The organism is Staphylococcus piscifermentans (assembly GCF_900186985.1).
In the GTDB taxonomy this organism is placed as follows: Bacteria; Bacillota; Bacilli; order Staphylococcales; family Staphylococcaceae; genus Staphylococcus; species Staphylococcus piscifermentans.
The window spans coordinates 1,986,040-2,012,088 of sequence record NZ_LT906447.1 but is presented as its reverse complement, the minus strand read 5'-3'; the positions used below and the strand labels follow the sequence as shown (position 1 = coordinate 2,012,088).

Sequence of the window (26,049 nt, the reverse complement as noted above, 5' to 3'; positions counted from 1 at the left end):
CAATATCCCGCATATTAACTTACTACTATAAATTTTAATTGCAGCTATGATTTGTTAGATTGATTGATAACCAGGTATTTGCAAAGTGTTTCATAAACATCTAGTGAGGGTTTGGAATAGTCGATTGGTTTCTCAGTATTCCACTTGATAGTTTTAACGCGCTTATTAATGAGATGTTCGTAATAAATGGCATTTTTATATTGATGATTGATAGTGCGGGATGTAACGGGCGCAGTAATAGATTGGCCATCAATAAAATTAATTTGGGTTTCTTTTGTACCTATTGCTTTAATATCTTTTACATATTCAATGTTTATCCAAATATTTGATGGTGAACTGATAGATTGAGTAGAAAATAAGATGATTGAAATAATAGGTGAGAGTAAGATAGGGGGCTTGCTTTTGATATCTGTTAATCTGATCGTATCTGATCTTAAAATTGAAAATTTTGAGCCGTAGAACTTGCATGATTTTTCGAGGGATTTCCTCGGAGAAATTTTTAAAATACGCGGTTCTTTTTCGTAAGATAAAATTTGGGTGAGGGGATAAGGTTCTCCTTCCATGATAATGGGCATAATAGCGATGTCGTTACGTTTGAAGATATAATGTTCTTCCATAGTCATGTCCTGTACTGTTCCTCCTATTAAGTTGTTTGAAGTTAAAATATTTATTAATCAAAACCTACAATTATTGTATACTATGGCGTGAAAAAGTCAATAGAAACTTTAGTGCTAATATTACACTTTTTATTTTTAAAAAATCAGAATATTCATTGATTTCAAAATAAATACACTGTATACTCGTAGTTACATAAAAAAGAGAAAGGCAGTGATTACTATGAATCACAATATCAATGTAAAAAATGGGACGTTGCAGGCATTTGTTGCTAATGTGAATGATTTGGGGGTTGAACTTGTTATCGATCAAGCTTTGCGTAATGTGCGAAAGGAAAAATTAACTGAGTTGATTGATCAAGCATTAGTTAATAAAGATGAAGAGGCATTTAATCGCTATACAGCAGAATATAATCAATTGGAGGATGTTTTAATTGGATAATTCGACATCGTGTTCCTGGGTAAAATAAAGGACTATTCATTGTTACTGATAATGAATAGTCCTTTGTTATGTTATTAAGACATCAATCTAATTAGTTCTTCACGCGGAATATCTCCAAAGTAATGATATAAATCATATTCAGAAAGTGCTTCTTCAATGCTTTCGAAATTATGCAAGCTGCCGATTAACGCTTCTTCTAAGTCGGATACATCACCGACACCAAAGAAATCTCCGAAAATTTTAGCGTGTTCAATACGTCCTTTTTTAACATGCAACTTAATTTGCACAAATCCTTTTTCAAATTTTTCCTCACGTTCGAAATTATATTTAGGGTTCTTACCATAATTCCAATTCCATGTACGATATTTTTCATCGCTTAACGCTTCGATATTTTTCCAATCGTCATCAGTTAATTTATATTCTTCAACTTCATGCTCGCCAAAGATATGTTTCAAAATAATTTGTTTAAACGTTTCAATATCCAGTGGTTCCTCTAGAAACTCAGAAATATTGGCAACACGTTTTCTTACGGACTTGATACCTTTAGATTTAATTTTAGCAGGATTAACACGTAATGCGTTTTGGACTTCGTTTAAATCACTGTCGAGCATTAAAGTACCGTGACTGAACATACGGTTTTTCACTTTTACCATAGCGTTTCCAGATATCTTAGCTGGTCCGACTTGAATATCGTTTCTTCCAGTCATTTCAGCATCTACTCCTAAGCTGTTTAGCGCTTGCACGATAGGCTGTGTAAATTTTTTGAAGTTATGGAAACTATTGCCGTCATCATCTGTGATAAAACTGAAGTTCAGATTACCGAAGTCGTGATAAACAGCGCCACCACCTGAAATTCGTCGGACTACATCTATATTATGTTCCTCAACATATTGTTGATTGACTTCTTCAATCGTATTTTGATTCTTGCCGATAATAATGGATGGGCGATTAATATAGAATAAGAAGTAATCATTATCTTGAGGAAGATATTTCAATACATATTCTTCCATTGCTAAATTAAGTTTGGGGTCTGTAATATTGTTGTTGCTTACAAATTTCATGCCTATTCTCTCCTTTAAGCTTACTTTTCCTTAACACTTTATTTATCTCTTATTTTGAACTAAAATGCCAATAAAATAGTTGGGATTTCACAATTAAGTTAGAATTTAGTATAATTATAACGCTTTCATATGATATTTGTTTATTTAGAGCACAAATTTTAGTACAATATAATTTAGTATAATTCGAGGAGGACCTGTAATGACTGTTGCAGAAGTAGGAGATATTGTAGAATTTTATGATGGACTTAGAGGTCGTGTTGAAAAAATTAATGATAATTCAGTAATTGTAGATTTAACAATTATGAAGAATTTCGAAGAATTGGATTTACCGGAAAAAACGGTAATTAACCATAAACGTTATAAGATAGTTGATCAAGAAGGTTAAAGAATAATGAAAACAAATACAAAAGCTTTATTGTGGTTTATTATTAGTTTTATAATTTTCCACATTATTTTATTTATCATGTGGGGAGAACGACAGGAATATTGGTATTTGTATACTGGCATCATGTTATTTGCCGGTATCAGTTACGTATTCTACCAACGTGATATTGCATCGAAACGTCTATTACCATCTATTGGTATTGGTATTATTACCGCAGTTGCTTTAATTATTGTGCAGCTGATTATGTCTTTAATAAGTCAAGAAGTGTCATACACTACTTTGATTAAAGATTTAACACGTTCAGGCGTATATTTTAAATGGCAGATTTTAGTGACTTTATTATTCGTCATTCCATGTCATGAGTTATATATGCGTACGGTACTGCAAAAACAATTACTGAACTTGAAGTTGCCTGCTTGGGCGGCAATTCTCATTACTGCTTTATGTTCAGCTTCATTGTTTTTCTATTTTGACCAAATTTGGTTATGCGTCTTTATCTTTATTGCTCAAGCTATCTTATCAATCAGTTATTTCTATACACGTCGCATTATTACAACTTCGATTGCTCAAATTGCGGCTGTAGTATTATTATTGATTTTCCATGGTTAAATACACGAGGGGCTGGGACATGATTTTTGTCCCAGCCCTTTCTTGCGCTTTATTCATTTAATAAGTAGAACGTTGTAAAATTTCAAAATGCGAGATTTTAGAAATGTTTACCACATATTCTGCAGGTTCAGTTACATGAAGCACGCCTTCATCAGTTTCTTCATTAATGCCTTCAACTGAAATTTCAGCTTGATTGTCCATGTATAAGATCAAATATTTACTTGGAAATGATTTTAAATACGAAAGAATAGTTGTTTTATTCAAATAAATCTCTCCTTAATGAAATGTAATGTTTCCATTTTTATCTGCAGGTTTGAAAAGTATAGTGAAAATGGCGCTGATGACTGCAATGACATGGGGTATCCCTGTCCAACAAAATAGCAGGAAGAGAATGCCTAAACCGGTTTGTCCTGCATAAAATTTGTGGATACCGAAGCCACCTAAGAAAATGGCCAGTGCAATATAAATGACTTTGTTTACTTCCATTAGCAAACGCTCCTTTTATGTGATATCTCTACATATACATTATGTAATAATTAGAGAAATATTTCCAATTTAGCTACTTATCCAATCATATCAAATCTATTTTGTTAAACTAGAAGGCACTTTTAAGAGTTAGAGTTGCTTTTTGAAGCTTAGGTAGATGCACTTTTTTCCAAAAGAAGAGGAATTATTGTTAAACTAGAAGTGATTAAAAGAAAAAGAGGGGACATTATGATACGACAAGCAAAACCTGAAGATAAACGTGAAATTGCTGAATTGTCTTATATTATTTGGGAAGATATGGAATTGCCGATTGTTCAACAATTTACTAAAGCGCAAGTGGTTTCTTGGTTAGAACAAGTTATTACGAAGACGCCTTACAGAACTTATTATGGTAATGTATTGGTTTATGAAGTTGAGGGAAAGATAGCTGGAATTATTGTTATATATAAAGGCGAAGAGGAAATGGATTTAGAAGCGAATTGGTTGAAATTGGATTTACCTGAGGAAGCACGCAAAATGGGGACGCCTTTACCTTTAAAGGAAGCGGAAGATGGAGAATTATACATTGAAACAGTAGCCGTATTTCCCGAATATAGGGGTAAAGGTATTGCAACACAGCTTATGCATTATGTGATTGAAGGGCATCGAGATCAGAAAATCAGCTTAAGCTGTGATTATGAAAATATTGGAGCTTATCATCTCTACCAACGATTAGGTTTTGAAACTGAGGGAACCGTTGATTTGTATGGTCACTTGTATCGTCATATGGTAATAGAAAAAAACGCCGAACAATAAATGTTCAGCGTTTTTAGCAAGATATATTTAAATGCCGCCTAACAATGCACTGATATAAATACCTAATGCATAAAGTAAACCGAATACTGTATTGGTTTTACCTGTGGCACCCATCGCCGGCATCATTTCTGCAGGTGTATCATTTTTCTTGAAGCGACGGATTGCTTTGACTGGGAATGGGAAGGATAGCAACGCGAGCAAGTAAAAGATTGAACCGCCTGGCACGAAAAAGGCTGTGTAGACTACCCATACGTACGCAATGATGTACATGAGTGCCATGAAGCGGATGGAATTTTTTTTGCCTAATAAAATAGGTAAGGTTTTACGTCCGCTTTGCTGGTCTTTCACACGGTCGCGAATGTTATTAGCCATATTAATCAAGCCGATAGTAATAATAATCGGAACACTTATCCAGACTGCATAACCTTGCAGATTATCAGTTTGAATAAAGAATGAAATCAAGATAATAATCAGACCCATAAACACGCCGGCAAATAATTCGCCAAATGGTGTCCAAGAAATCGGGAACGGCCCGCCAGTATAGAGATACCCTACTGCCATACAAACAATTCCAATCGGTATCAATAAGAAAGATGTTTGTGAAGCGATAAAAAGACCGAGCAGACCGGCAATCACATAAAAGGCAAGCGCCAAGTTCATGACCAGTTTTGGACTCATGCCATTACGGACAATCGCGCCACCGATTCCGACTGATGTATGATCGTCGAGTCCTTTCTTGAAGTCGTAATACTCGTTGAACATATTTGTAGCAGCTTGAATTAATAAGCAAGCCAGCAACATAGCTATAAATAAACTTAGTTTTAAATGATCTTCACTGCCTAATAAGAAAAGTTTTGCAGTGGCTGTCCCTACAAGCACAGGTACGACTGAAGCTGTTAATGTATGCGGACGCATCAAATGCCAGTATTTTCTAACAGTAGAATATTGTTGATATTGATTTGACATTTCTTCTCCTTCTTAATCTTTAGAATAACAAATTTCAGAGTGCGGCTGATAAATGAATAACATGCATTCTGATTAACAAATTAATTTTAAGCAATGAAAGTAGAAAGGTCAACTTTTGTAAAGATTTTAACTTATTAAAATGCAAATCAAAGTACAGTGAAACGTAAAAAATGATACAATGAGATAATGTGAATAATTTGAATGACGAAAGAAGTGAGATAGATGACTGTAAGTGTTAAGGATGATCAAATTCTCGACGCTGTTTATGAAAACTCGGAAAAATGGGTTTCAGTTGAGATTAAAATTGACCAGCCGACAGATCCGATAATGCTTTTTCAGATGACTGAGGGACAAGCAAAAGATCGTTTTTATTTTAGAGACAACTCAGGGAAAACAGCCTTTTTCGGATATAATGCACTATTAAAATTGAAAAATAATCATGAAAATAAACAATCTATTTTTCGAGAATGGGAGAAATATAAAGAAGAAATTGCACTCATCCATCCGGATACGTCTCATCATCATCTGAAAGTTTGCGGAGGTTTCCAATTTTCAACGCATAAATCAGGAGATGAATGGCGTCAGTTCGGATTGAATCACTTTGTCTTGCCAAAGGTGCTGATTACAATGGAAGGAAATCACACCTACTTAACGTATACAGTACCGAGAGATGAATTTAACATAGAAGATTTAAAGGCGCTCTCAGAAAAAATAATAAGTACTGAGGTACAGCCTACTACACCTAATGGAGAAATCAAACGTTGTGAAGATATTTATAAAGACGAGTGGCTGAATATTGTTCAAGAAGCCATAGAGACAATGAACGAGGACGAAAAAATTGTCTTAGCGCGTCGTCGTATGATTCAGTTCAATAAAGATATCGATATTGCTTATGTATTAGAAAATGCTTTGAAAAGCGAATCGAACAGTTATATCTTTGTCATCGAATCTGAGCAATCTGTTTTCTTTTCACAAACACCTGAGCAACTGATGGAAGTAGACAATCAAGTATTATCTACTAAGGCAGTGGCAGGAACGATTAAACGCACCAATGATGAGGAAGAAGACAAACAGCATTTGAATGCCTTTTTACAAGATAAGAAGAACTTGCATGAGCATCGCTTTGTTGTTCAAAGTATCTTAGATGATATTGAACCATATGTTGATGATGTAGATTATAACCAACATCCGAAAATCTTGAAAAATGACCATCTGTATCATTTATATACGGAAATTTCCGGAACACTTAAAAATAAAACGTATATCGGCTTATTAGACCGCTTGCATCCAACGCCAGCACTTGGAGGCTATCCGAAAGAAAAAGCGGTAGACTTTATCGAGCAAAGAGAGTTCGGTACGCGCGGCTTGTATGGTGCACCTGTAGGTTATATTGATATGGAAGATAATTGTCAATTTATTGTGGCAATACGTTCAATGCTGATTAAACAAAATCAAGCAACATTATTTGCTGGCTGTGGAATTATTAAGCAATCAGAACCGGAAAGTGAACTTGCGGAAACGACTTTGAAATTCACGCCGATGATGAATGCTTTAGGAGTCGAAAATCATGGATAATCATCAAACTTTATTAACAAAACAAGTGTTTACAATGGCATCAGAAATGTATGCATATGGAGTGAGAGAGGCTGTCATCAGTCCAGGTTCACGCTCTACACCGCTTGCTTTAGCCTTTGAAGCGCATCCGGGTATTCAAACATGGATTCATCCGGATGAACGTAGCGCTTCTTTCTTTGCGCTCGGCTTAATCAAAGGCAGTAACCGTCCAGTTGCTATTTTATGTACTTCTGGAACTGCAGCTACTAATTATACGTCTGCAGTAGCGGAAAGTGACATCAGTAACTTGCCGCTTCTCGTCCTTACCAGCGATAGACCGCACGAGTTGCGAGGTATCGGAGCACCGCAAACGCTCAACCAAGTCAACATGTTCCAGAATTTCGTACGTCATCAATTCGACATGCCGCTCGCTGATGATTCTGACGGTGCCGTAGAAGTAGTCAAATATCAAATGCAGATTGCAAGTCAATTCTTCCAAGGGCCGCAAAGAGGTCCAGTGCATTTGAATCTACCATTCAGAGAACCGTTGACACCTGATTTCGAAATGACAGATTTATTAACTACAGATGAAAAAGAAATACCTAACTATCAAAAAACAGCCTCTATTGATAAAATTCTGCCTATCTTGAAGCAGAAGAAAGGACTCATTATCGTTGGAGACATGCAGCATCAAGATGCACGAGAATTATTGCCGTTTGCCACGGTACATGATTTGCCTATCTTGGCAGGACCATTAAGCGGCTTGCGCCAATCTGAACATCCGAATGTGATTTCAACTTATGATCTGCTCTTTCGTTCAGGACTTGATCCTGAAGTCGACTTTGTAATCAGAGTAGGCAAACCAGTGTTATCTAAGAAATTAAATCAATGGCTGAAAGCTTCTAATGCTTATCAGATTTTAGTTCAAAATAGTGCCTTGCCAGACGCCTTTCCGGTACCTTCAGACATTACTTTCGAGATGTCTGCAAATGACTTTTTCCGCTCTTTAGGAGAAGTTCCCGTTATTTATCGTCGTGCTTGGTTGACGAAATGGCAGAAAATGAATTATCAAGCTGTGGCTGAGGTGGAAAGCTACGTGAACCATGCTACAGATGAAGCAGCAAACGTGGGCGTGCTCTTAGAAAAACTCACTGAAGAGGATACTTTATTTGTCAGCAACAGTATGCCGATTCGAGATATTGACAATTTATTCGTCAAAGGTAAAATGCAGATTTATGCTAATAGGGGTGCGAACGGTATCGATGGGGTTATCTCCACCGCACTCGGCATGGCCGTTCATAAAAAGGTAACCTTGCTGATCGGAGACTTGGCTTTTTATCATGATATGAATGGTCTGTTGATGGCTAAATTAAATGATATTCATATCAATATTGTATTGTTGAACAACGATGGCGGAGGTATCTTCTCTTACCTGCCTCAAAAGCAATCAGCTGCACAATATTTCGAACGATTATTTGGCACACCGACACATCTAGAATTCAAACATGCCGCACATCTGTATGACTTCGGTTATCAACACTTAGAAACCGTGGAAGACTTTAAATACACAACACTTTCTCAGCTGGATTCGTATATTTATGAAATCCGTACCGATCGTGAAGATAATTTGCAACAACATCAAATTCTATACAAGAAATTGAGTGAAATCGTCAATGCTTAACTATCAATTTTATAAAAGTACCGCTGCAAATCAGAACAATCAGTTACTTGTCATGCTGCACGGCTTTATCAGCGACGCTTCGACCTTCGATGCACATATTGAAAGGTTGCGTTCGCACGTTTCTATTTTAACAATAGAATTACCGGGACACGGAGGAGACCAAAGTCCAGACACCGAAACATGGGACTTCTCCTTTATTCAACGCGAATTGGACACAGTGCTGCAGCACTATCGCAAGTACCACATCACGTTACACGGCTACTCAATGGGAGGCCGTACCGCGTTGTATTATGCCCTTCACGGGAAAATAAAACCAGAGGGGCTGATACTCGAGAGTGCCTCTCCTGGTATTCAAGACAACGCTTCACGCACTGAGCGGATACAAGTAGATGAAGCACGCGCAAAAGTCTTAGAAATTGCGGGCATAGAATTATTTGTCAACGATTGGGAGAAACTGCCGTTGTTTGCCAGTCAAGCTGAAATAATGACTGCAACGCAAAGAGCGCGTATTCGTAATATGCGGTTGGCTCAAAATCCTGAACGGTTGGCCAAAGCATTACGAGACTACGGAACAGGCAATATGCCGAATCTGTGGCCTGAATTATCTGCACTGACAATGCCGGTTTGCTTGATAGTAGGGGAACGCGATGAGAAATTTGTGAGCATTGCAGATAAGATGGAAGCGGTTATACCGCGGTGTGAAGTACATGAGGTAGAAGAAGCGGGACACACTGTTCACGTGGAAGATGCCGAACAATTTGCTATAATAGTATTAGGTTTTTTAAATAAGGAGGATCATAATGACTAGACAGTGGGAAACACTTAAAGAATATGAAGAGATAAAATATGAATTTTTTGAAGGTATCGCTAAAATTACGATTAACCGTCCAGAAGTGCGTAATGCATTCACACCTAAAACAGTTCAAGAAATGATGGATGCTTTTTCACGTGCGCGTGATGATCAAAATATTTCAACTATCATTTTAACAGGTGAAGGCGACTTAGCATTCTGTTCAGGCGGAGACCAAAAAGTTCGTGGTCACGGCGGTTACGTTGGCGATGACCAAATTCCTCGTTTAAACGTTCTTGATTTACAACGTTTAATCCGTGTGATTCCTAAACCAGTAGTTGCAATGGTTAAAGGTTATGCAATCGGCGGCGGTAACGTCTTACAAGTCGTATGTGACTTGACAATCGCTGCAGACAACGCCAAATTCGGTCAAACAGGTCCTAAAGTAGGTTCATTCGATGCAGGTTACGGTTCAGGTTATTTAGCACGCATCGTCGGACATAAAAAAGCACGTGAAATCTGGTATTTATGCCGTCAATACGATGCACAACAAGCTTTAGACATGGGAATGGCTAACACAGTTGTACCTTTAGATCGTATTGAAGATGAAACAGTACAATGGTGTAAAGAAATGATGCAACATTCTCCAACGGCATTACGTTTCTTGAAAGCAGCTATGAACGCTGACACAGACGGTTTAGCTGGCTTGCAACAAATGGCTGGAGATGCTACATTACTTTACTACACTACTGATGAAGCAAAAGAAGGTCGCGATGCGTTTAAAGAAAAACGTAAACCTGACTTTGATCAATTCCCTAAATTCCCTTAATAATTTAAGCGGTATATATACAATAGTAAGATAAGATCGAGCGGAAAGCGGGACGGAAGTAATAGTGATTTCACTTATTTCATCGTCCTATTCTGGCAAAATTAACGAGAATAGAAAATGCCTTAGAGATAGGCATTTTCTGTTCGGATAGTTACTTACAGTTCAGGAGAGGAGCTAGGACATTTATTTGTTCTAGCTCCTCTCTTGTGGTTATGGCTAGTTGTTGGAGCAAAAGTGTCGAGGCACGGCTTGGTCGCCTATACAGATTAGGGCGAAAGTGTCTAGGCGCGGCTTGGTCGCCTATACAGATTAGGACGAAAGTGTCTAGGCGAGGATCGGTTGCCTATACAGATTAGGGCGAAAGTGTCTAGGCGCGGGACGGCTGCCTATACAGTTTGAGGCGAAAGTGTCTAGGCGCGGGACGGCTGCCTATACAGATTAGGGCGAAAGTGTTTAGGCACGGTTTGGTCGCTTATACAGTTTGAGACAAAAGTCTAGCATAAATAGTTTTTTGAATTAATTGCGAATTATGACATAAGTTGAAAATAATAAATTGGAATAATGAGGTATAATATAAGTGATAATAAATATAAACTTGAAGGCGCAGGTGACGCTGAGATGAAAAAAATGTTTATTAAACATGAAACCCTATCTTGTATTTTATTGATTGTTGCTTATGTAGTAATTAATTCATATTGTATACAAAACTTCGGCTTGGCAGACTATCGTAGCACGTTAATCAACACCTTGATTTCTATCTTTTTAATTTGGCTCATTATTAAATTAGGTAGAGTTCGTTATTATGGCCTTGTAAAAGTGCATGCACCGAAAAAGTATTTATATTTTATTCCATTGATACTAATAGCTACTGTAAATTTGTGGGGCGGTCTGAAAATCAACTTTACTGTTGGAGAAACCTTATTTTTTATCTTAACCATGATTAATGTCGGTTTTATTGAAGAACTAATTTTCAGAGGATTTTTATTTAAAATGATGGCAAAAGATAATTTGAAAATGGCGATTATGGTCAGTGCTGTAACTTTCGGAATTGGGCACATTATTAATTTGTTAAATGGCAGCGATTTGATTCCTACCTTGTTACAGATTTTTTATGCTGTTGCCTTAGGATATTTATTTGTGATTATTTTTTATAAAAGTAAATCTTTGGTGCCTTGTATTGTTACGCATATTCTAATTAATGTATTATCTATTTTTAATGCGAATACTAATAATACTTCGTACTTAATACCATTATTTATCATCATTGTTTCTGTATGCTATGCACTTTATATTAATAAAAAAGTAAAAGTGGCATAGAAATTGTCAGTATATTAATAAAAAAATAAGAGTTGGGCAGCGAATCGTTTGAGATTTGCTGCTTTTTTAAACTTTGTAAAAGTTAAAGCTTATTTCATATGATACTAGTTATTATATTGTTAAAGAAGTGTACTTTTATATTTTTCTTATAATAAGGTAGAACTTAACTATCTGTTAATGCAATTTATTAAATAAACGAAAAAATAGCTTAATTTAAACAAATTATAAAAAGCACTATTGAAATTACTTTTAAAACAAAAGTATTCTATTGACATTCATTGAAAAATTGAATATATTTAAAAGGAGGTGGAATATATTGGCTAATAAGCAGAACCAGAAGTTTGATCAAGATTTATGCTTTCTTTTCTATATTACAACTAAAGAAATTGTTAACCGTTTTAATAAATATTTAAAGCAGTATAACATCAGCTTTCCTAATTATATTGTTCTATCTTACATAAAAGAAGATGAAGAGATATATGTGAAAACGTTATGTGACAAATTATTTTTAGATTCAGGGACAATTAGCCCGATTGTTAAAAGATTAGAAAAGAAAAATTTGATTAAAAGAAAAAGATTACCTGAAGATGAACGTAAAGTAGTATTGAGTTTGACAAAAGAGGGTTTAGCCCTCAAAGATGAGTTTGCAGATATTTCTACGCACGTAGTTGATCAGTTGAATTTAGAAAATGATGAAAAAGAAAATTATTACAATATGATGCAACGTTTTGTAGATAAAAATTTAGCTGAACATTAATATTAATCTGGATTACTAAAATTTAATAGCTAAAAGAAGGGGTAATATGAACAACTCAGAGTATAATAAAACATTCAACGATAGTATGGTCCTTTTGAAACCAAAAAAGTGAGACAGTACTTATAAAAAGATACTATCTCACTTTTTTATTAGTCTATATTATTATGCAAATAATTTTCTAAACGATCCATTCCTTCTTTAATTGTTTCTAAATCGTAAGCATAGGAAATACGTACATGACCTTTGCCTGAGTCTGTAAATGAAGAGCCTGGAACCATCGCAATATGTGCTTTCTCTAAAGCATCTATACAAAATTGATAATCATCCTCGATATCAAATGGGGCTAAGCTAGGGAAAATATAAAATGCACCTTCAGGTTCGGCATCTAGGGCAAATCCCATATCTAACAATCGTGATTTTAAATAAGCAAGGCGTTCCTTATAAGCTTCATTCATTTTTTTAGGTGCATCAATGCCATCGGTCAATGCCGTAATACAAGCAATTTGAGCAGGGACATTTGCACAAATAGTATTATAAGCGTGCATAAAGGTTAATTTTTCAATTAAATATTCAGGACCTATTAAAAAACCTATGCGAATACCCGTTGCAGAATGAGATTTACTTAATCCGCTGATTAGAAGTAATTGATTGCGTATTTCTTTGAATTCGGCTAAAGAAGTATGTTGGCCTTTGAAAGTATTTTCAGCATAAATTTCATCACTCAAGATAAAAATTTGATGTTGTTTTAATTCTTCCGCAAGCGCCGCCGCTTCATCATGTGTCAATATCACTCCAGTAGGATTTGTCGGATAATTAAGCATAATTGCTTTAGTTTTAGGAGTAATATTAGCTCTAATCGCTTCAGGTGTTATTTTAAAACCGGTTTGTGTGGTATCTACATAGACCGGCTGGCCTCCTAGTGTTTCAATCAATGGTATATAACCTGCATAGATAGGGCTTGGAAGGATAATTTCATCACCAGGTTCTAAAATGCTTCTTAAAGCAGTATCTATGGCTTCACTCGCCCCGTTAGTGATAATAATTTCTTCTTCATTATAATCAACTTGGTAACGTTGGTTAAAATAATTGCGGACAGCTGTTCTCGTTTCCATTAATCCTTTATTATGCGAATAACTTGTTTGATCATCTTGAATCGCTTTAATATATGCGTCTTTTACAACCTCTGGCATTGGAAAATCAGGCTGTCCAATAGTGAGATTGACACAATCAGGGATATTTTTAATGCGACTTGAGAATTGACGTATACTTGGCGCTCGTAAAAATTTAGAATTGTTGTTTAAAGATAGTTCCACTGTATTACACCTCTATTATTAACTTCGATATGTATATAAATTTCATCTTATCATATTTAATAGGCAGAAATCGAATAGATATCTGAAAATAAGCAATCCTTAAGAAAAAGAGAATCTCTATTTATTTTTCTTCTATATAAAAACAGACCGAGACAATGGTTGATGTCTCAGCCTGCATACCCAATTAAGGTTTGAATTTAGAAGGAGATTTTAAATTAATAACTGGATTGGTCCACTTGGCTATAAAGTTTGAAGATAAAATATAAACAATAATAGCAGACGTTGCGAATAGATAGATATAAGTTAAGATTGAAATCGGATCTTTGAATGGATATAAATCAAATCCGCGAATAATACCAATAGCAATACCATGTAAAAGATATACATACATCGTACGTTGACCTATATAAGTATAGAAATGTTTTTTAGATGACATTAAATTCATAAATGAAAACATCGTTATACAAATTATAAAGTACAGTAATAGTCTTTTTAGTGGACTGAATAAGCTTTTACCATCTAAAGAGCTATAAGGCGAGCTTCCCAGCAACCAATCAGGATTAATTGGATGTAAAGTATAGATGACATAAAACGCGATTAAAATTGTAATTGAAATAGGCAACCAGCGTTTGTTCCGTAAAATCATAGTCTGGTGCTTATTCATGAGATAACCCAGATAAAAAATAGGGAAGAACACTATGGTTCTAGAATAACTCATGTAACCATCTATGTTTGAAGAAAATCCAGCGAACATTGCGACTAAAATAGCAATCGGCATCACATAATAAGGTTTATAATTTTTAACAATAACTAAAATCACATGGAACATAAAGAGTGTTAATAGAAACCATAATGCAAATACAGGATTAAATGGGTCTAACTGCAAGTCGCTGCTTTTTCCCGTCAGATAATAATAAACTGAAAAGAAGCAGAAGAAACAAATATAGGGCACCAACAGCTTTTTAGCTACTTTTTCTAAGTGGCCAGGTTTACCGGCATTTTTTGAAAAATAGCCTGAAATAAAAAGAAATGAAGGCATATGAAAGCTATAAATCAACAAATAAAGCGATCCCATAAATTTATGTCCTTCTACATAGGGATTAATTAAATGTCCAAGAACTACAAGATAAATGAGAAACGCACGTGCATTATCAAAGAAATAATCACGATGTTCTAGTGTCTTGTGCATAACGATATGTATCTCCTTTGGATAATTAGGATAACCCTAACGTATTACAGATATATACATAAATGCAAGGTAAACAACTTCTTGACATTTAGTGTTGTATATTTTGTTAATAAATTTTATAATATAATCAATACAGTAAGTGGGGTAGACAGCTATGTATAAACAACTCGAACAACAAATAACTGTTACGCATAACGATTTAATAATAGTAAATAAACGATTTGGACAACGTGCTAATTTAACTATAGAACAAATAGATTTATTAAGAATGCTTAATGAATATCATCGGTTATCACAATATGATTTAACGATGAAAGTAGGAAAAGAACAGTCGATTGTTTCGCGCTGGATAAAAAAATTAGTGCAATTAGGCTATGTAATCAGCCATCAATCGCATCAAGATTTACGTTGCAAGGAATTAGAAGTTACAGATAAATCTCGTATTTTAATTAACCAGATTAATGAAGCGCGTCAAGAATTAATAGAAGCACGATGTGAAAGGCTCTCTGAAACAGATGTCAAGCAACTGCATGATTTACTAGTAAAATTAAATAAAAAGAGTTTCGTTATTTAATGGAAGTCAAGCTTTGTTCAATAAGATTGCAAAGCTTGACTATTTTTTTATGAAAAAGAGAGCTAAGACATTCAATTATGTCCTAGCTCCACTTTATAAAGCTTATTAGCCTTTATAATTATCAATATCGAAATATTTACCTGATTCACCAATAGAATCATACATTTGTTTCATACGTGTTGCATTGTGACTTGCCCAGTTAATATCAGTAGCATATTGATGGTTACCTGGTGAACTTGGGTTCCAACGCATGCGATATAATGTATTTTGTCCTTGATTGATATACGCATCTTTAATGAATTGAGCACCACCGATAATCGCTTTGCTTACAGAGTCCCAACCATAATTTTGAGCTGTTTTAAAGCCGCCGCGTACAGCGTCTGTATCAATCGCTCCAATACCAAACATATTATAGTATTTAGTACTGCTGTTAGTCACAATCTTTCCAGCACTATTTACAACGCCACCATTAGCAAGCATTGAAGTACCATTACCAGTTTCTAAAAGGGCATGAGAGATTAAATATATTTCATTAATATCATATTTTTGCGCAGCTTGTGCAAATGCAGCGCCTTGTCCTTCTAAAATACCTTTACCTTTTAAGAGTTGGTTAACACTATTTGTTGAAAGCTTTTGAGCTTTATCTAAGCGCAAGAATTGATATTTTTGAGTTGCATCTTCAGTAATCGTTTTTGGATCCATAGCAGTTTTCACTTCATCCTTAGTAGCATTTGCCCAAATACCAGGTGTGCGTTGGATTTGAGGAGGCCAAGGTGAATTTGATTGTGTATTTGCTGCTTGGTTTAACGTATATGGCGATGTAGATATTCTTGTAAATGTATCACGCACATCTGCTGCTTTAATCCAAATTGTTTTTCCGTTTGCTAATACACCATGGTACCAAGTAATACCATTTACAAGTTGTTTTTCATAAACTGAAATGATGTTACCGTATTGGTCTTTTAGTGAACCTAGAACTTTACCGTTTGGTGTGCTGTAAGAAGTTCCATTTGCATTAGCGATAATATAATCATGTTTGTAAGCTGTTGCAGGTTGAGCTTTAGTTTGAGTTGCAGCTTTCTGTGTTGTTGCTTGGGATTGTACTAAGTCTTTTTCACTAATCCAACCTGTTTTGCCGTTAATTGTTCCATAAACGTAAGTTACTCCGTTAACTACTTTACGCTTAGAAGCTTGAAAGGCACCTTTAGCTTGTTTTAATGAATCGATTTGTTGTTTTTGAGTACCCCAAGGCATTGTATAAAGACCGTTGTTACCTGATTTAACATTATACTTTGTTGAAACTGGTGTAGCATTACTTTGATTTACAACTTTAACATCTTTAGCGTTAACCCAACCAAGTGGCGTTGCCAATCCATTGTTTTGTAATAAATAATATAACGTTCCATCTTGGTTGCGTTCTCTTAAAATATCGTACGTATAGCCTAAATATTTAGCTGCATTTGCACCCTTAGCATCATAAACAGAAGCGCGTAATCCATATTGATTAGATACAAATTGGCCTAATTTATTTACCACTACAGTTTGATTAAGCTTAGAAGCTGCTTTAGTTGCTGGTTTCGTTGAAACTTTAGTTGTTGCCTGAACTGCTGGTTTTGTTGTAGTAGCAGCCTTAGCAGTAGGTTGAACTGCTTTTTTCACTGAATTGATCACTTTAGTGATGGGTTTAGCTACCGCTTTAGTTGCTGTTGTTTTAGCAACTGGTTTAGCAGCTGTTTTAGTATTAACAGTCGTTTTAGCTGCCGGTTTAGCAGTGGCTTTAGCAACAGGTTGAGTTGCCTTTTTCGTTACAGTTGTTGTTTTTGCTGGTGTAGCAGATTTCACAGCTGTTTTTGTTACAGTTTTAGTTGGTGTAGCAGTTTTGGTAACTGGTTTTGCAACAGTTGTTTTCTTAGTTGTTGAAGGTGTCGTTGTATTCGCTGCTTTGACTCCAGTTTTTGGCTGATTTACAGTTTTTACTGCAGTTTTCGGTGCAGTATATTTTGTAAGTTTCGCACTGTCCACCCAAGCATTTTTACCATTTACAGCACCGTAGACGTAAGTTGAAGTACCGACTTCTGTTTGCTTCTGAGCTTTAAATTGCTGTGCGCCAGATCCTGTTACTGAACCGATAGATTGGCGCTCAGAGCCCCAAGGAGTGTGATACAGTTTAGTGCCTGGTTGAACTGAGTATGTTGTTGTATTTGTTGTTACAGGCTTTCCTACACGATAGTTAATATCGCCAGTTTGTACCCACCCAACATTTTTGTTTTGGTTATAATCTGTAATTAAATAGAATGATTTATCGCCTAATAATGCTTTTTTAGTTAAGCGGTAAGTTCTGTCATTAATCGCAGAATTTTGCACACCAGCTTTATCGTATACAGTTGTATAAACACCGTGATTATTTGCAGCAACACGACCAATTGAATCAACAGGAATTACTTTTAATTGTGAATTCGTCGGTGTTGTTGAATTATTAGGTGCAGTTGGTTTTTTAGATGTATTTGTATTTGGATGAGCAGGGGTATTGGCAGAAGTGCCCCAAGGTGCTACTTTATTCTCTTTAATTAAATATTTTTCATTAATTAAATCGTATAATTGATCGTAACTATAATTATGCGCTAGTAAGTAACCATGCGGGTCAGAATGATCAGTGCCGCCTAGGTATCTTGATATAGCGTCATGTGTCCAAACTGTTCCTTGACCATCATATTCAGCGCTATCAGGTTTCAAGCCATAATATTGCAAGTTTGTTGCTGCATAATCAGCATAATTGTTCATTTGACGTGCAAAACCGTCATAAGAATGTTCATGAACAAGTTCAATATGAATAAAACGTTGGTTGCCGGCAGGTCCAGCGCCCCATGCAAGATAATCAGTATCTGCAGTTTCTACAATACGGTTTCCGTCAATGAAACCATGTACAAAGGCATTTTGCCAATTATTTTTCATATAATTAATTTCGCCATTAATATTTGAAGTTTCATTAGCTGTATCATGAATAACGATACCTTCAGGTTTGCCATAGCGATAATTATATTTTGGAAGATATGGTGAAAAATCTTGCTCATAAGTTGGTGCTTTAAAATTATTTTTACGAATATAATCATTAATAGACGAATTTACAGTCGGTTTATACTTCGGTAAAGATGAAGTTGCTTGCGTTGCAGCATAAGTTGCAGGGGCAACCGAACGTGCTGCAGTTGCAGTTGTTGCTTTAGCAGGTTGAACTGCTAGTTTTTGAGCAGTAGCTGTTGCTGGTTTTTTCGCTTGAGTTGCAGCTGGTTTTGGATTGCTAGCCGTTGTTTTTGCTGTTTGAGCAGTAGCCGGCTTTACATTGCTAGTTGCAGCCTTCGCTGTTTGAGCAGCAGGTTGAACTGCTAGTTTTTGAGCAGTAGCTGTTGCTGGTTTTTTCGCTTGAGTTGCAGCTGGTTTTGGATTGCTAGCTGTTGTTTTCGCAGCTTGAGCAATAGCCGGTTTGACATTGTTAGTTGTAGATTTCGCTGTTTGAGCAGCGGGTTGAGCTGCAGTCGTTTTTGTCACTTGAGCGGCAGCTGGTTTTGGATTGTTAGCAGTTGTTTTCGCTGTTTGAGTAGCAGGCTGCACTGCTTGTTTTTGAGCAGCAGGTTGAGCTGCAAAAGAACGTACAGCAAACTTAGGTGTCACTTTATTTTCTGCTTCTACTGTATTATCAGTTTTTTTATTTTGAACAACTTCGTTTTCGTTGTTAAGTTGATTATCTTGTTTAACTGCTGCAGATTGAGTTTGTTGCTCATCTTGTTTGGCTGCTTCAGGTTGAGATGTCACTACATTTTGATTCGGTTGTGATTGTGTTTTTGTTGTATCAGCATTTTGATTTGTTTGGTTTTGCACATTAATACTTTCTGCTTTCGGTTGATTTTGTTGAACAGCAGTTGGTTGTTGTGCAGTTTTAGCAACTTTTTCACCTGGATTTTCTTGTACTTCAGAATTTGTTGAAGAAGTGTCTTGAACTTGTGCTTGAGCTTGTGGTGAATTTTGTTCTGTTTCTTGTTGTCCTTCTTGAGTAGGGGTAGAAACAGTGTTACTTTCATTTAAATTCGCTTCATTCGTTTGAGAACCAGTTGGATTCTGTGTTTCAGCAGTATCATTACTGTTTTCTGTATTTGAAGATAATTCCTCAAGTTTTGAATCATAACTTAAATTTTGCGGGCTGGTTAGAGGTTGAACTTGCGCAGGATCTTTATATGCTTGTGTACCTGCAACCTTGTTGTCATTATTCTCTGTTTGACCTTGAATATTATTTGTTAGATTAGTCGGTTGTTGTGTCTGATCAGCAGTACGATTGCCTTTTGAGTTTGTATCAGTTCCAGTAGAACTTTCAGCAAAAGCTTGATGCGTAGTGATTGCAGTTCCTGCAATAGTGAGTGCAATGATAGCGGGTGCTTTGTAATGAAACTTTTTAGACATGAAACTACTCCTTTTTTAACTACATATTATTTGAATATATTACAGTCTGTAGACAAACGTTTCGAGTTGTATTTTCTGTGCTCGAATAAGTTTGCAAATTCAAATACCTAGTATAGGCGTGGTGTAACGTCAGAAAATATATAACGTGAATAGAAGTGAAGGTGAACAGTATGTAAACAGACTCTCCAAGATATATATCCAAATTAAGAGAACTTAACCATTTAATTATAGTTAACTGAATGGATATAACTTCTTGTTATCACTTTGTAATATATCATTTTCATACAGTATAATACTTCTTAAGTCGTAGGTTAGCCTTTTTAATCGATTTGTAACCAAACCTTAATATCGCTAAATGAATTATAAGAAATTGAGATTATATTTTTGCAACCGATACTATTAATTCACTTAAAAAAAGACTGGGCATAAAATAACATGCCTCAGTCTAAACGTTAATTATTCAAATTTCTTTTTGCATTTCAATATGTTCAATTTCTTCTTCTAAAAAAATAGCTCCGTGAGGTTGATAGCCTAAAGATTCATAAAAAGGTTGTGCTTGGATTTGACCGTTTAATATGGCTTTCTTAAACCCATTATTTTTAGCTTGCTGCTCAATAAATTGCATTAACTGGCGCCCGATGCCATGTTTTCGGAAAGGCTTAGCTACAACTACACGTTCAATTTTAGCCATGTCATGGTAGGGACGATAGCGTGCAGCGGCAATAGGGGAACCATTATCATCATACCCAATGATATGAGTGGACTCATCTTCAAATTGATCAAATTCATTTTCTTGCGGTACATGTTGTTCATCTACAAATACTTTTTTTCTAAGTTCGAAGCAGTCATTTAATTCTTTTTTACTTTGTGCAATCTTAAACATTATTATCATCCTTTATAATTTGAAAGGTACTTCAAAGTTTCTTTAAGAATATAGAAAAATCGCTATAAATGCACTAGATTCGATACATTTATAGCGAAGTATTTATTGAGCGTATTTTCTTACGATTGCAGTATATTGCCAGAATATACGCATTTGAGCGATATTCCAATTGTTCATTCCCATTGTAAACCCAGATGGTTTGAAAATATTAACGTCTGTGACTTCCAAAGCTGCTGCAATAAGATATTGAATAGGAACACTGATTTTTTGCATTGTCTCAGTTACACCATTTTCATCATAGACCCAAGAAAATGGGAGTTCTGATTGGAAAATATCTACGCGATCGAAGATTTCAGGTAGTGCAACAATATAACATGCGCCATCGATAAATGGATTTTCTACACTATCTTTATAGTAAAGTAAGAGGGCTTCATAGTTCTCACGGTGCTGATGATTAACGTAGAAAAATTCATTGCGAAAATGGGCCATATCCTTGCTGTGTATAATCTGTTGTTCTAATACACCGAACATCCCGTTAATATTATTAAGTTTTTCATATGTTTTTCGTGGCATCTCATTCTCTCCCTTCTATAATTAATAATACCCTTGATTAGAAGGCGTTTGCTGTGCATTATTCATATCGGTTTGTGGATTACCTTGTTGAGTTTGATCCGGTACTTGTTGTTGGTCTTGATTATAGCCATTAGGATCTTGTTGGTTATAAGAATCCTGCTGCTGATTAGGATCTTCTTGATTTTGCTGTTCATCATTTTGATCTTGATTTTCACCTTGATCGACGTCTTTGTCATTTTTGCCTTTAGAAGTATCATGTTGATTTTTACGTAACAGACTTTCATCTATTTCGGTTAATGGTACTAGTTCGCCATATTGATCAATAACGCGTTGGTTTAAGAATTCATCAGTATCTTTAATTTTAGGCAAACCTAAGTCTCCACGCAATAAATTAGAGAATTTTTTGATACTCTTAATATCTGGATTGTAATAATAAATACCATTCAACATATCATTATCGCCATCTAATTGATCTGTCTTAATTTTAAGATCTGCTGGCAGATATGTACTTATTAAACTTTGAATATCTTTATTAGATAGGTCGTGTTTTGAATTCTTGCCTACAATTTCTACTAAATTGTTTAATTTATTAACAGAATCAAGTTTTTGGGCCTTTTTGAAGAGTATTTTAATCAAATCCATTTGTCTTTGGCCACGTTTTAAATCAGAATCATGATATCTTGTTCTAGCTACTGCTAAAGCTTGGTCACCGTTCAATTTATGGTAGCCTTTTTTAACTTTAGTACGTCCATCATCATTAGTGTTAGGCTCGTTTAAGTCATATGGTACATCGTAGTAGATACCGCCTAACTCGTCTACAGCTTGCACAAAAGCATCCATATCTATGCGGACATAATAATCTACTGGCACGTTCAGTGTACCTTCCACTGCATCCATTGCAGCTACTGGACCGCCGTATGCATGGGCGTGTGTAATTTTATCATAATATCCGACTTTAGGAATATAGCTGATAGTGTCACGTGGAATACTTAACATTCTTACTTGGTTTTTATCTGGATTAAGAGTGGATAGAATCATTGCGTCAGTTCTAGAATGTTCAGTTGATTGACCATTTTCTCGTCTTCCTTTATTATCATCGATTCCTAGAAATAAGATAGAAACAGGATCTTTAGCCGGATTAACTTTGCCATTTCTTAAATTGGACGTTCTGTCAGTATTTTCCCCGCTAAAAGAAGTATCGATTGCATGTTGTGATGTTCTTAAGAGAATCACCGCAAATACAATAGGAATAATGACCAGGACAAGCGAGAGTAGAATCAAAAAATATTTGAAGACTTTATTCATTATTTTTACTCCTGGTTTATTAGAATGTGCAGCAACTACAATAGAATTCACTTAGTAACTGCTTTGAAATTTGTACATTATAACCATATATTCTAATACGATGATGGTCAAATTACAAACTTATAATACACCTTATTATTTCATAAACTCTTATAATACTAAAGAGAATCGCGATTTTAATTTTAATATTTACATTAGTTTTACATTTGAGTGATATTAATACGACAGAATAGTTTTATATGTAGATGAAGTAATAGATTTCTAACAGATCATTCTATGATTCAATAATGATTTAATTTAACTGATAAGATATAATAGTATTGTTAAAACTCCGATACTTAATGGATAGAAAATAAACGGAAACAGTCTGGAAGGAGAATACAAATGAGAATTAAATGGGAAAATAAACTTGAAGAAAGTTTAGTTTCAGATTTTTATAATAACCAAGATGAAACATCACGTGCTGAAGGATTTGAGGAGACGCTGGCGTTTGGCACAGCCGGTATTCGCGGCTTATTAGGCCTAGGACCAGGACGTTTAAATGCGTTTACAGTACGCAAAGTAGCAGCTGGATTAGCTAAATACTTAAATGAACATAAACCAGGTTCGAAAGTAGTGATTCATTTCGATACTCGCTTTTTATCAGAAGAATTTGCGCACGAAATTGCAGCTATATTGTCTCAATATGACTTGCAAGCAGTAGTAGGAAAACATTATAACTCGACGCCAGAGCTTTCTTTTGCAGTGAGATATTTAGAAGCAGATGCGGGTGTAATGATTACTGCGAGCCATAACCCTAAAGAGTATAACGGAATTAAAGTGTATGGTGCAGATGGAGGGCAATTATTGCCTGAAGCATCAGAAATGCTGAGCGAATATATTAATCAAATTGAAGATCCATTGGAATTAGAAGGCGGAAACTTTGAAGAAGGATTAAGCAAAGGTCTTATTACATATCTGAATCCACAAGTAAGCGATGCTTATCGCAAGGCGGTGGAATCACTTGTTCAAAGTATACCATCACAGCAAGATAAAATTGTGCTGACAAGTTTACACGGTACAAGTCTTCCTTTACTTTCAGATATCCTTGATGATTTGGGATATCACAATTATGTAATAGAAGAAGAGCAATCTCGTCCAGATGGTAGCTTCCCAACAGTAGCGTATGCTAATCCAGAAGAAGAACAAGCTTTCGATTATAGTTTGCGCCTAGCTGAAAAAGAGAATGCGCAACTTGTGTTGGCTACTGATCCTGATGCCGATCGTTTTGGTATGATTGAACGTTACGCGGACGGAAGCTACCGTTATTTTAATGGAAATGAAATTGGATTGTTATTATTGAAGTTGCGCTATGACAATATTAAAGAGCAAAGTGAAAATCAATCTTTATATATGGTGAAATCAATCGTAAGTAGTGCAGCGAGTGATCGATTAGCACAAGCATTAGAAATAGAAAACCATACAGTTTTAACAGGCTTTAAGTATATTTCTGAAATATTGCAGAAAAAAGAAAATTTTAATGAAACATTAGTCTTAGGATATGAAGAAAGTCATGGTTATTTGGCTGCTCCATTTTCAAGAGATAAAGATGCTATACAAATGATTCCATTAGTTGTAAAATATAAAAATCAATTGACAAAAATGGGAAAGAATTTCCAAGATTTGTTAAATGAAATTTATAACATTACTGGTACGTTTAAAGACTGTACGATTTCTCCAAAATTTGAGGGACAAGCTGGACGTCAAAAAATGAATGACTTACTTGAGAATTTCCGAGTTAATACTCCTGATGAAATTTGCGGATTAAAAGTCAAACGAGTTGAAGATTATCAAACTGAATTAATTACAGATATTGAGAATGAGGAAAAAAGTGCTACGGTACTGCCAAAAGCAAATCTGATCCGATTTATTTTTGAAGAAGGATTTATCGCATTGCGTCCTTCAGGAACCGAGCCGAAAATAAAAGTTTACTTCTCTTTAAATGTAGGGGACTTAACTCAGGTGATAGATGAATTTAGATCAACTTATTTGTCTAAATGAGTCTAGTTGGCGAAGAATGACTATTATATAGAAAAATACCAGTACTCAAAGAGGATAAAATGAAAAGAAATATAAAAATAATTTCACTATTTATAATTGCTGTCGTTATTTTAGTAGCTGCTATGTTATTTGTTCTAAATCGAAGAGATTATAATCGACACACTGACTTAAGCGAAAAGAAAATTACAGGCCATGTTGCTAAGGAAGATGTGGATTACAAAACAGTTGAGAATAAAGACATACCTGTTTATAAGAATATTGATAAGTATCTAAAAAAATCTAAATATAATGGCTCTATTGCAATTTACTATAAAGGAAAAGTTATGTTGAACAAGGGGTACGGCTTCCAAGATTTTGCAAGTGGAAAAAAATCTTCTCCTAATACTATGTATCTCATTGGTTCTGCTCAGAAATTTGCTACAGGTCTGATGTTGAAAAAATTAGAAACTGAAGGAAAAGTTAATATCAATGATCCGATTACAAAATATCTGCCGTGGTTTAAAACAAGTAAACCTCTTTATTTAAAAGACTTTATGTTACATAGAAGCGGTTTGAAAAAATATGTAGCAACAGGACAAGTTCATGATATAGATGGAGCATCCAGATGGTTGCAAAAACAAGGTATACAGCCGGGTATGTATCATAAACATATGTATAATGACGGTAACTATATTGTATTGGCCCGTGTAATTGAAGTCGTTACCAAAGAACCTTATGCAAAATATTTTAATGATAATTTTGCCAAGCCTTATGAATTAGAACGTACAGCATTTTATAATGATTCAACCTTCACTCCATATATGGCTCAAGGGTATAATGAAATGAAAGCCTTTCAAAAGCCTAAGTTTTTAGATCAATACTATGGTGCTGGTAATTTATACATGGCTCCAAAAGATTTAGCAAGATTAGTCATTGATTTACAACAGTATAAAATCTTCCCTGAAAAAGTGACTAATCCATTACTTTATGATGTTAAAACTAATGAGTATCCAGGTGACTATCGTTACGGTTTCTATTCCGACGGCCCTGCAAACAGAATTAATGGTGTTTTCTTCGGACAAACCGTTACATCTTACTTTAATAAAGATTATGTAGTAGTGATGGCAACCAATTACCAAAAATCTAGAACCGAAAATGAAAAATTACTTTTCCATATATATAAAAATATGTTGCATCAACAACCTTTCCTATTTAAAAAAGCTAAACCTTTACCACCACAATAGGAATGTTTTAAATTAATTAGACGTTCGAAAAGGAGAACAATATAATGTTTTCCTTTTCGACGTCTTTTTTTCATGAAAGAAACATTTAAAATATATCTGCAACAAAAATAAGTGAAAGTATTGTTTTACGATGTAGGTCTACACTATTTTTCAAAATTCCCTTAATAATCCCTTTACATTCGGGTAAATAATTACTAAACGAGGAGGAATTGAT

24 protein-coding genes are annotated in these 26,049 nt (G+C 35.2%); 13 read left to right on the top strand and 11 right to left on the bottom strand.

From position 1 onward, the window contains the following. Positions 1–44: 44 nt before the first annotated feature. A complete protein-coding gene (locus CKV71_RS09360; protein WP_231917518.1) occupies positions 45–623 on the bottom strand; it encodes a competence protein ComK in 579 nt (192 codons plus the stop codon). 214 nt (positions 624–837) lie between these two features. Between CKV71_RS09360 and CKV71_RS09355 the strand changes: the two genes are divergently transcribed. Then, positions 838–1,056 carry an IDEAL domain-containing protein gene (locus tag CKV71_RS09355; RefSeq protein WP_047131718.1) on the top strand — a complete coding sequence of 73 codons (219 nt, stop codon included), beginning with the start codon at positions 838–840 and terminating at the stop codon, positions 1,054–1,056. Positions 1,057–1,130: 74 nt separating this feature from the next. On the opposite strand, the gene CKV71_RS09350 is transcribed toward CKV71_RS09355, so the two are convergent. Next, positions 1,131–2,117 carry a lipoate--protein ligase gene (locus tag CKV71_RS09350; protein ID WP_095106142.1) on the bottom strand — a complete coding sequence of 329 codons (987 nt, stop codon included), beginning with the start codon at positions 2,115–2,117 and terminating at the stop codon, positions 1,131–1,133. A gap of 199 nt (positions 2,118–2,316) precedes the next feature. On the opposite strand from CKV71_RS09350, the gene CKV71_RS09345 reads away from it, so the two are divergent. Both CKV71_RS09345 and CKV71_RS09340 read left to right on the top strand, forming a co-directional pair. Then, positions 2,317–2,502 carry a YkvS family protein gene (locus tag CKV71_RS09345; protein WP_095106140.1) on the top strand — a complete coding sequence of 62 codons (186 nt, stop codon included), beginning with the start codon at positions 2,317–2,319 and terminating at the stop codon, positions 2,500–2,502. A gap of 6 nt (positions 2,503–2,508) precedes the next feature. Then, positions 2,509–3,111: a CPBP family glutamic-type intramembrane protease gene (locus CKV71_RS09340; protein WP_095106138.1), complete on the top strand. Its 603-nt coding sequence runs from the start codon at positions 2,509–2,511 to the stop codon at positions 3,109–3,111. A 57-nt stretch (positions 3,112–3,168) separates the two neighbouring features. Here CKV71_RS09340 and CKV71_RS09335 read toward each other — a convergent pair whose 3' ends face one another. Beyond that, the gene (locus CKV71_RS09335; protein ID WP_095106136.1) at positions 3,169–3,375 is read right to left on the bottom strand and encodes a hypothetical protein; all 207 of its coding nucleotides are present in this window, start codon (positions 3,373–3,375) and stop codon (positions 3,169–3,171) included. A gap of 12 nt (positions 3,376–3,387) precedes the next feature. Further along, on the bottom strand, positions 3,388–3,597 hold the full coding sequence (locus CKV71_RS09330; RefSeq protein ID WP_095106134.1) for a TM2 domain-containing protein: 210 nt from the start codon (positions 3,595–3,597) through the stop codon (positions 3,388–3,390). Positions 3,598–3,825: 228 nt separating this feature from the next. Between CKV71_RS09330 and CKV71_RS09325 the strand changes: the two genes are divergently transcribed. After that, positions 3,826–4,392, top strand: coding sequence for a GNAT family N-acetyltransferase (locus CKV71_RS09325; RefSeq protein WP_095106132.1), 567 nt, complete (start codon positions 3,826–3,828; stop codon positions 4,390–4,392). Between the two features lie 27 nt (positions 4,393–4,419). Here CKV71_RS09325 and CKV71_RS09320 read toward each other — a convergent pair whose 3' ends face one another. Continuing rightward, a complete protein-coding gene (locus tag CKV71_RS09320; protein WP_095106130.1) occupies positions 4,420–5,358 on the bottom strand; it encodes a 1,4-dihydroxy-2-naphthoate polyprenyltransferase in 939 nt (312 codons plus the stop codon). Positions 5,359–5,580: 222 nt separating this feature from the next. Between CKV71_RS09320 and CKV71_RS09315 the strand changes: the two genes are divergently transcribed. From CKV71_RS09315 to CKV71_RS09290, 6 genes are all read left to right on the top strand, one after another. Continuing rightward, a complete protein-coding gene (locus CKV71_RS09315) occupies positions 5,581–6,933 on the top strand; it encodes an isochorismate synthase (RefSeq protein WP_095106128.1) in 1,353 nt (450 codons plus the stop codon). Continuing rightward, positions 6,926–8,593, top strand: coding sequence for a 2-succinyl-5-enolpyruvyl-6-hydroxy-3-cyclohexene-1-carboxylic-acid synthase (menD, locus tag CKV71_RS09310; protein WP_095106126.1), 1,668 nt, complete (start codon positions 6,926–6,928; stop codon positions 8,591–8,593). The genes CKV71_RS09315 and menD overlap by 8 nt, the downstream gene beginning before the upstream one ends. Then, positions 8,586–9,401, top strand: a complete 816-nt coding sequence (gene menH, locus CKV71_RS09305; RefSeq protein WP_095106124.1) for a 2-succinyl-6-hydroxy-2,4-cyclohexadiene-1-carboxylate synthase — start codon at positions 8,586–8,588, stop codon at positions 9,399–9,401. The genes menD and menH overlap by 8 nt, the downstream gene beginning before the upstream one ends. Next, positions 9,391–10,212: a 1,4-dihydroxy-2-naphthoyl-CoA synthase gene (gene menB / locus CKV71_RS09300; RefSeq protein ID WP_186824460.1), complete on the top strand. Its 822-nt coding sequence runs from the start codon at positions 9,391–9,393 to the stop codon at positions 10,210–10,212. Before menH ends, menB begins: the two co-directional genes overlap by 11 nt. 561 nt (positions 10,213–10,773) lie before the next feature. Beyond that, positions 10,774–11,529, top strand: coding sequence for a CPBP family intramembrane glutamic endopeptidase (locus CKV71_RS09295; protein WP_095106120.1), 756 nt, complete (start codon positions 10,774–10,776; stop codon positions 11,527–11,529). Between the two features lie 316 nt (positions 11,530–11,845). Then, positions 11,846–12,286 (top strand): MarR family winged helix-turn-helix transcriptional regulator, encoded by a 441-nt coding sequence (locus tag CKV71_RS09290; RefSeq protein WP_095106118.1) that lies wholly within the window; start codon positions 11,846–11,848, stop codon positions 12,284–12,286. 149 nt (positions 12,287–12,435) lie between these two features. Here the strand turns inward: CKV71_RS09290 and CKV71_RS09285 are convergent, their stop codons facing one another. Both CKV71_RS09285 and CKV71_RS09280 read right to left on the bottom strand, forming a co-directional pair. After that, entirely contained in the window at positions 12,436–13,599 is a 1,164-nt protein-coding gene (locus CKV71_RS09285; RefSeq protein ID WP_095106116.1) for an aminotransferase class I/II-fold pyridoxal phosphate-dependent enzyme, read from the bottom strand. Positions 13,600–13,783: 184 nt separating this feature from the next. Beyond that, positions 13,784–14,788 (bottom strand): acyltransferase family protein, encoded by a 1,005-nt coding sequence (locus CKV71_RS09280; protein WP_095106114.1) that lies wholly within the window; start codon positions 14,786–14,788, stop codon positions 13,784–13,786. A gap of 154 nt (positions 14,789–14,942) precedes the next feature. On the opposite strand from CKV71_RS09280, the gene CKV71_RS09275 reads away from it, so the two are divergent. Continuing rightward, the gene (locus CKV71_RS09275; protein WP_095106112.1) at positions 14,943–15,362 is read left to right on the top strand and encodes a MarR family transcriptional regulator; all 420 of its coding nucleotides are present in this window, start codon (positions 14,943–14,945) and stop codon (positions 15,360–15,362) included. 105 nt (positions 15,363–15,467) lie between these two features. On the opposite strand, the gene CKV71_RS09270 is transcribed toward CKV71_RS09275, so the two are convergent. The 4 genes from CKV71_RS09270 to CKV71_RS09255 form a co-directional block, all read right to left on the bottom strand. Further along, positions 15,468–19,811, bottom strand: a complete 4,344-nt coding sequence (locus CKV71_RS09270; protein WP_095106107.1) for a glucosaminidase domain-containing protein — start codon at positions 19,809–19,811, stop codon at positions 15,468–15,470. 460 nt (positions 19,812–20,271) lie between these two features. Then, on the bottom strand, positions 20,272–20,694 hold the full coding sequence (locus tag CKV71_RS09265; RefSeq protein ID WP_095106103.1) for a GNAT family N-acetyltransferase: 423 nt from the start codon (positions 20,692–20,694) through the stop codon (positions 20,272–20,274). A gap of 102 nt (positions 20,695–20,796) precedes the next feature. Further along, positions 20,797–21,267: a DUF2538 family protein gene (locus CKV71_RS09260; RefSeq protein ID WP_095106098.1), complete on the bottom strand. Its 471-nt coding sequence runs from the start codon at positions 21,265–21,267 to the stop codon at positions 20,797–20,799. Between the two features lie 21 nt (positions 21,268–21,288). Next, positions 21,289–22,572, bottom strand: a complete 1,284-nt coding sequence (locus CKV71_RS09255; RefSeq protein WP_095106093.1) for an LCP family protein — start codon at positions 22,570–22,572, stop codon at positions 21,289–21,291. Between the two features lie 384 nt (positions 22,573–22,956). Between CKV71_RS09255 and CKV71_RS09250 the strand changes: the two genes are divergently transcribed. Next, on the top strand, positions 22,957–24,612 hold the full coding sequence (locus CKV71_RS09250) for a phospho-sugar mutase (RefSeq protein ID WP_095106091.1): 1,656 nt from the start codon (positions 22,957–22,959) through the stop codon (positions 24,610–24,612). A gap of 59 nt (positions 24,613–24,671) precedes the next feature. Continuing rightward, positions 24,672–25,835 carry a serine hydrolase domain-containing protein gene (locus tag CKV71_RS09245; protein WP_095106089.1) on the top strand — a complete coding sequence of 388 codons (1,164 nt, stop codon included), beginning with the start codon at positions 24,672–24,674 and terminating at the stop codon, positions 25,833–25,835. Positions 25,836–26,049: the final 214 nt, after the last annotated feature.

Excerpts from the sequence above, each read along its gene's own strand:
- CKV71_RS09295 (WP_095106120.1), top strand. The coding sequence starts at position 10,774 with ATGAGGTATAATATAAGTGATAATAAATATAAACTTGAAGGCGCAGGT.
- CKV71_RS09275 (WP_095106112.1), top strand. The coding sequence starts at position 14,943 with ATGTATAAACAACTCGAACAACAAATAACTGTTACGCATAACGATTTA.
- menH (WP_095106124.1), top strand. The coding sequence starts at position 8,586 with ATGCTTAACTATCAATTTTATAAAAGTACCGCTGCAAATCAGAACAAT.
- menD (WP_095106126.1), top strand. The coding sequence starts at position 6,926 with ATGGATAATCATCAAACTTTATTAACAAAACAAGTGTTTACAATGGCA.
- CKV71_RS09270 (WP_095106107.1), bottom strand. The coding sequence starts at position 19,811 with ATGTCTAAAAAGTTTCATTACAAAGCACCCGCTATCATTGCACTCACT.
- CKV71_RS09345 (WP_095106140.1), top strand. The coding sequence starts at position 2,317 with ATGACTGTTGCAGAAGTAGGAGATATTGTAGAATTTTATGATGGACTT.
- CKV71_RS09245 (WP_095106089.1), top strand. The coding sequence starts at position 24,672 with ATGAAAAGAAATATAAAAATAATTTCACTATTTATAATTGCTGTCGTT.
- CKV71_RS09255 (WP_095106093.1), bottom strand. The coding sequence starts at position 22,572 with ATGAATAAAGTCTTCAAATATTTTTTGATTCTACTCTCGCTTGTCCTG.
- CKV71_RS09350 (WP_095106142.1), bottom strand. The coding sequence starts at position 2,117 with ATGAAATTTGTAAGCAACAACAATATTACAGACCCCAAACTTAATTTA.
- CKV71_RS09320 (WP_095106130.1), bottom strand. The coding sequence starts at position 5,358 with ATGTCAAATCAATATCAACAATATTCTACTGTTAGAAAATACTGGCAT.
- CKV71_RS09360 (WP_231917518.1), bottom strand. The coding sequence starts at position 623 with ATGACTATGGAAGAACATTATATCTTCAAACGTAACGACATCGCTATT.
- CKV71_RS09280 (WP_095106114.1), bottom strand. The coding sequence starts at position 14,788 with ATGCACAAGACACTAGAACATCGTGATTATTTCTTTGATAATGCACGT.
- CKV71_RS09340 (WP_095106138.1), top strand. The coding sequence starts at position 2,509 with ATGAAAACAAATACAAAAGCTTTATTGTGGTTTATTATTAGTTTTATA.
- CKV71_RS09260 (WP_095106098.1), bottom strand. The coding sequence starts at position 21,267 with ATGCCACGAAAAACATATGAAAAACTTAATAATATTAACGGGATGTTC.
- CKV71_RS09315 (WP_095106128.1), top strand. The coding sequence starts at position 5,581 with ATGACTGTAAGTGTTAAGGATGATCAAATTCTCGACGCTGTTTATGAA.
- CKV71_RS09325 (WP_095106132.1), top strand. The coding sequence starts at position 3,826 with ATGATACGACAAGCAAAACCTGAAGATAAACGTGAAATTGCTGAATTG.
- CKV71_RS09355 (WP_047131718.1), top strand. The coding sequence starts at position 838 with ATGAATCACAATATCAATGTAAAAAATGGGACGTTGCAGGCATTTGTT.
- CKV71_RS09250 (WP_095106091.1), top strand. The coding sequence starts at position 22,957 with ATGAGAATTAAATGGGAAAATAAACTTGAAGAAAGTTTAGTTTCAGAT.
- CKV71_RS09265 (WP_095106103.1), bottom strand. The coding sequence starts at position 20,694 with ATGTTTAAGATTGCACAAAGTAAAAAAGAATTAAATGACTGCTTCGAA.
- CKV71_RS09330 (WP_095106134.1), bottom strand. The coding sequence starts at position 3,597 with ATGGAAGTAAACAAAGTCATTTATATTGCACTGGCCATTTTCTTAGGT.